This is a genomic window from Halolactibacillus alkaliphilus (assembly GCF_900115465.1).
GTDB classification, from domain to species: domain Bacteria; phylum Bacillota; class Bacilli; order Bacillales; family Amphibacillaceae; genus Halolactibacillus; species Halolactibacillus alkaliphilus.
In genome coordinates, this window is the sequence record NZ_FOWN01000060.1 from 1 (window position 1) to 5,818 (window position 5,818).

At 39.6% G+C, this 5,818-nt stretch carries 6 protein-coding genes; 3 read left to right on the forward strand and 3 right to left on the reverse strand.

The window, feature by feature from the left end; genetic code table 11:
- Nucleotides 1-319 precede the first annotated feature (319 nt).
- On the reverse strand, nt 320-454 hold the full coding sequence (locus BM163_RS13720) for a DUF3886 domain-containing protein (RefSeq protein ID WP_143088246.1): 135 nt from the start codon (nt 452-454) through the stop codon (nt 320-322).
- A gap of 102 nt (nt 455-556) precedes the next feature.
- On the reverse strand, nt 557-1,339 hold the full coding sequence (locus BM163_RS13510; RefSeq protein WP_089803693.1) for an SDR family NAD(P)-dependent oxidoreductase: 783 nt from the start codon (nt 1,337-1,339) through the stop codon (nt 557-559).
- Nucleotides 1,340-1,422: 83 nt separating this feature from the next.
- On the opposite strand from BM163_RS13510, the gene BM163_RS13515 reads away from it, so the two are divergent.
- From BM163_RS13515 to rnz, 3 genes are all read left to right on the forward strand, one after another.
- Entirely contained in the window at nt 1,423-2,130 is a 708-nt protein-coding gene (locus BM163_RS13515) for a glycerophosphodiester phosphodiesterase (RefSeq protein WP_170243757.1), read from the forward strand.
- A gap of 141 nt (nt 2,131-2,271) precedes the next feature.
- Entirely contained in the window at nt 2,272-3,276 is a 1,005-nt protein-coding gene (namA, locus tag BM163_RS13520) for an NADPH dehydrogenase NamA (protein ID WP_089803695.1), read from the forward strand.
- Nucleotides 3,276-4,208 (forward strand): ribonuclease Z, encoded by a 933-nt coding sequence (gene rnz / locus BM163_RS13525; RefSeq protein ID WP_089803696.1) that lies wholly within the window; start codon nt 3,276-3,278, stop codon nt 4,206-4,208. The genes namA and rnz overlap by 1 nt, the downstream gene beginning before the upstream one ends.
- 36 nt (nt 4,209-4,244) lie before the next feature.
- Here the strand turns inward: rnz and BM163_RS13530 are convergent, their stop codons facing one another.
- Entirely contained in the window at nt 4,245-5,510 is a 1,266-nt protein-coding gene (locus BM163_RS13530; RefSeq protein WP_089803697.1) for a DNA polymerase IV, read from the reverse strand.
- Nucleotides 5,511-5,818 lie beyond the last annotated feature (308 nt).

A 5,818-nucleotide genomic window follows, 5' to 3' on the forward strand; every position in this document is an offset into this window, starting at 1 on the left:
TAACTTATAATTTTTGCTTTCTTTTCTTTGAGTAATTTTCTTGCTTTTTGGTTTTTACAAGGGTCCAAATTGGACCCCCGCATTGATTTGACGAATACTCTCAAGATTCGCCCTCCTTTTAGAGTTAGTTTCCCTTCGCCAATGTTAGAAAAGCTTCGTGCAACAGGTTGACCACTCCTACCTCTCAGAGTTGTTACAGCGCCTGAACGACAAAATGTACTAGGGAATCATACAAAGTCGTATTCACTTTTCTAACGTAGTCCTCGAAAGACTTAGGCTAGACAATTAGGGCTTTTACAAGCCCCCACTTCAAAACGCATTAGCGTTTAAGTGGTGGGTAATTGACTAATTGCTCAAAACTCTTGTTTTTTTCGCGTTGTTTATTTACTTCCATCTTCGCTTGTTTTTCACGTTCCACTTTGATTTCTTCATCCTTTATTAACTGCGCTTTCATTTTTTTAGTAAATCCACTTCTTTTTTCCCAAAACGTTCTTCCGCTTCTTTGGCCTGTTTTTTCTCTTCACGTTTCCTCATGATAGTTTTTTCACCTCCTGACTCACTTTCTATTAAATGATCCCCGCATCAAAAACTCTAACACACGAGGACTCAAACCATGTAACTTACTACCGATATGCATCCAACCCGGTAAATTAAGTTCCCGTTTATTTTTGTAAATTAAACGCGCTATTTTTTCAGCAACCACTTCAGGCTTTAACATAATACGCTTTACTTCTTCTTGGTAATGGCCAGATTCATCTGCCGTTTCAAAAAACGACGTATCTACCGGTCCTAAATTAACAGTAGTGACGTTAATATTCGTTGTTTGAAGTTCTAAGCGCAAAGCATTAGAATACCCGACGACTGCATGTTTCGTTGCAGCATAACTTGAAGCTTTTGGTGTCGCTAACTTACCTGCCATTGAGCCAATATTGATAATGTGGGCAGCACCTTGTCGATCAATAAATTGAGGAATAAGTAACCGATTCATCTCAATCATGGCCAGCACGTTTAATTGAAACATATTTTCTGTTACTTCTCTTGGTGTACCAGCAGCATATTCGAACAGTCCAAATCCTGCATTATTAATAACAACGTTAACCCCGCCTGTCTTCAACTGAATATCAGCTACAAGGGCCGCTATTTCTTTTGTTTTAGTTAAATCAACCGGATAAATGAATACACGCGCACCCTTTTTTTCGAGATCACGCTTTAACTGTGTGAGTAAGTCTTCATTGCGACTGACAAGCACAAGGGTACGGTGAGTTCTAGCAAGTTTAAGACTCAACGCACGCCCTAATCCTCTTGTTGCGCCAGTAATAATAATCGTATCTTTTTTCATAATGGCCCCCTTTTTACTGTTTGTTCTCCTATTATTATGCTACGATTTAGATGAGACTGCAAATAAAAGTTGAGGTGATTAATGTGACATTGATTTATGCCCATCGAGGCGCAAGTAAACATGCGCCTGAGAATACATATGCAAGTTTTAAGTTAGCTCAAATAAAAAATGCGGACGGTATTGAAACAGATATTCAACTTACCAAAGATGGCGTTCCCGTCGTCATACATGACGCAACCTTAGATAGAACCACTACAAAACAAGGCGCTATTAAAGAGGTGACGTTTGCTGAACTTACTAACTTACAAAACGGGCAATGGTTTGATCCATCTTTTGAGAAAGAAACATTGATGTCTTTAGATGAGTTACTCGACTGGTGGCAAACAACAGAGCTTTATTTAAACATCGAGTTAAAGAGCCACTCTTTTCATCATAAGAAAATAGTAAAAGAAACAATGAGACGGATCGACCAAATAGATGATGTAAGTAGACTTACTATTTCCTCATTTAATCTAAACTATTTAGAAGAAGTCAAAGCGTGGAATCCAATAATGGTCACTGGCTATCTCACTAAAAAGAGACTAAGTAATCGCGTATTAAAACGGATGCAAGGTGTTGTTGACGGTATACATTTACATTATAAAGCTTATACAACAGTTTTTTATCGTTGCCTACAATCTCATGGGTTCTATCTTCATCTGTATACAGTCAATGAGGCGTACTTATTTAATCAATATGTATCTGAAAATGTTGATGGTATCATCACGGATGATGTCGACTTGATGGGATAAATCGAACGACTCCCACCTAAAATCCACATGGATTTTTTAAAAAAGGCGTCTTCTCGCTTAAAATGAAAAAAGCAGAATAAAGGACAACACGTCCCCCTTTTGCTATGATAATTTAGAAGGATAAAAAGAGGAGTGAGTACTTTGGCAAAATTATTTGAACCTTATACTATAAAAAATGTGACCTTGAAAAATCGTATCGTTATGTCACCGATGTGCATGTTTTCTGTTTTGAAAGAAGACGGCATCGTTACCCCCTTTCATGTCACACATTATGAATCTCGTGCTGTTGGAGGTGTCGGGCTAATTATGATTGAAGCAACGGCCATTGAAGCACGTGGTCGGATTAAAACGACTGATTTGGGTATCTGGTCGGATGTGCATATCGCTGGTTTAAAACATTTAACCGAGCGCATTCACGCCCATGGCGCCAAGGCAGCCATTCAACTTGGACATGCTGGAAAAAAAGCGCAAACAGATCAATCCCCCATAGCTCCGTCGCAATTGGATAACGAAGAAGTCGACGTCATGACCTCTTCAATGATTGATCATCTTATTGACCAATTTAAAGTAGCGGCCATTCGGGCTAGAAAAGCCAATTTCGACGTAATTGAACTCCATGCTGCACATGGTTACTTATTAAATCAATTTCTTTCCCCGATTACCAATCAGCGCACCGATGCGTTCGGTGGCAATAAAGAAAAACGTTATCACATCATTGAGGCGGTAATTGATGCAGTAAAAAGCGTGTTTCACGGACCTTTGTTCGTCCGCATATCAGCCGATGAATATCACGCGGCTGGCAATACGATGGCTGACTTTATATACTTTAGTCAACGGATGAAAGAACAAGGCATCCAACTCATCGACGTTTCAACAGGAGGCATTGTCAACACCCCGATCGATGTGTATCCTGGTTATCAAGTAAAACAAGCAGAAACAATAAAGCATGAGGCCGACATACCAACTGGCGCAGTAGGACTTATTACCGATCCACATCATGCGGAAGAAATATTAAAAAATAATCGCGCAGACCTCATCTTTATTGGACGTGAATTACTTCGCCATCCTTATTGGGCAAAATCAGCCAGTGATATCTTAAATGCCAAGATAAAGGCACCTACGCCTTATGAGCGAGGTTGGGCCTAATGCATCTTACTTTTCTCGGAACAGGATCTGGTTTACCTGCGATTGATCGAAATGTCTCGAGCTTAGCTTTTGACGTCACTGATTCAGGTGAAGGGGTGTGGTTATTTGATTGCGGTGAAGCGACTCAACATCAAATTTTAAAAACACCAATTAAACCAAGAAAGATTTCTAAAATTTTTATTACTCACTTACATGGAGACCATATATACGGTTTGCCTGGTCTTTTGTCTAGCCGCGCCTTTTTAAATGGCACAACGCCAGTAGATATCTATGCTCCCAAAGGATTACAAACATATATTGAAACGGCTTTTCGGATTAGTGGCACAAGACTTTCTTATCCTATTTATTATCACACACTAACTGATGGACAAGTCATAAAAACATCTCATTTTGATATAGATGTAAAAGAGCTTAGTCACGGTATAACCTCCTATGGATTCAAAATCATAGAGCATGATCAAATAGGCGAGCTTAATGTAAAGCGATTAAAAGAAATGAACATCGCTCCCTCACCTGTTTATCAGCAGATTAAAAATCAAGAGCTAACAATACTTTCTGACGGTCGTGTAATTCATCAAAAAGACGTTGTCGGACCTAATAAACCTGGACGTGTCGTAACGATTTTAGGGGATACAGGTCCCGTTTTAGGTCTTGAGGCATTTGTCGCAAACAGTGACGTTCTAATACATGAAGGCACATACGATAAAGGTCTAGCAACACTCGCTAGACAGCACAATCACAGTACGATGTTTGAAGCTTGCCTCGTTGCTAAAGCTGCAGATGTGCGCGCGCTGATTATTAATCATTTGTCACAACGGTATGACGCACAGATGCTTCATACTCTTGAACAAGACGCACGCCTCGTTTTTCCGGCAACTTATATGGCGTATGATTTTATGACTTACACGGTGGCGAAAAGAGCGATTAAATAATAACGACCACTAACGGCTGATCAATCTGTTCGGCCATTAGTGGTCTTTTGTATAATCATCAAGAAAATCTTTTTGAAAGCTTGTCGTTGGTTCTTCGGATGTAGGATGTGGCGTGGAAATTTGCGTCTTGTGTTCAAAAGGGTTATACCCATACTTTGAGGTTAAGTTGTCAATAACCGTTTGAATTTCTTCCTTTTTTAAGTGTTCTTTATAGTGGAATAAATCGAGCTGTTCTTGGTAGTTCTGTTTTTCTACGAGACCTTGGACTGTGATACCGAGTAAACGAATGGGGTCATAGTTCCAATGTGTTTCAAATAAATGAATCGCCAGGCCGTATATATCGTCAACTTCTGCAATGGGGCGATGAACCGTTATACTCCGAGTGATCGTTTTCCGGTCATGATAACGTATCATTAATTGTACCGTTTCTCCAACATAGCCTTTGCGTTTTAACCGCATAGCTACTTTTACTGATAGTTTGCGTAATAAAGAAAACAACACGGTATCGTCAATCGTATCTTGGCGCAACGTTTCCGAATTCCCTACACTTTTAAAATCAAAGACGCTATCAGGATCAACTAATCGCTCGTCCTCACCGTTGGCCCGCTGAATTAACCGCACACCGTTAATGCCTAAAACACGACGCAATTGTGAATCATCTGCTTTAGCTAAATCACCAATCGTAACAATACTTAATTGGTTAAGTTTTTCTTTTGTTTTTGCTCCTACACCGTGCATTTCCGCAACATCAAGTGGCCATAACACTTTGTTTAGCTCTCGCTTTCTAAGGACAGTAATACCTAACGGTTTCTTCATATCAGATGCCATCTTAGCTAAAAATTTATTAGGTGCAATACCAATGCTTGATGGTAAATCTAATTCATTTAATAAGCGTTGTTGAAGTCGATTGGCGATCTCTAATGGGGTACCTTGAGAACCGCATTCAGTAATATCTAAATACCCCTCATCAATCGATACAGGTTCTACAAGGTCTGTAATCTCAGCCATCAGTTTGAACATCTCTTTTGATGCTTTGCGATACCGTTCAAAATTAGGTTTTAATACGACTAATTCCGGACATAATTTCCGCGCTTGAAAAAGCGGCATCGTTGTTTTAACTCCTTTAGCTCTTGCCTCATAACTGCTCGTCACTATGATACCTCTTCGTTCTTCTGGATTACCAGCAATGGCTAAAGGTTTCCCCTTTAAAGAAGGATTATAGGCCATTTCTACCGACGCATAGAAACTATTCATATCGACATGAAAGATAACCCGCCCATTCTTAGGATAACCATGTGTCAAACCGCTTCCTCCTTTTAAATAGCACTCATCTACTCATATGTTACCATATTCTATATTTGACGAGCGACTCATACGTTCCCTTTAAAAATTAACCGCATCAACAAAATCGATGCGGTTATATTAACTTCTTTAATTTAACGAACTTAGGCAAGAAGTCTCCCTCCTCAAGCTCCGTCAGGAGCTAGGTGGGAGATGAATTGCCAATTGTTGTTATGATTTTTCACTGTCACATCTTTGAAACCGACTTGTTTGTATGTCTTTCCCGGTTTTGTGATATAGGCATTGTGGATGTCTTTGATGTAAAGACC

Excerpts from the sequence above, each read along its gene's own strand:
- BM163_RS13720 (WP_143088246.1), bottom strand. The coding sequence starts at position 454 with ATGAAAGCGCAGTTAATAAAGGATGAAGAAATCAAAGTGGAACGTGAA.
- BM163_RS13510 (WP_089803693.1), bottom strand. The coding sequence starts at position 1,339 with ATGAAAAAAGATACGATTATTATTACTGGCGCAACAAGAGGATTAGGG.
- rnz (WP_089803696.1), top strand. The coding sequence starts at position 3,276 with ATGCATCTTACTTTTCTCGGAACAGGATCTGGTTTACCTGCGATTGAT.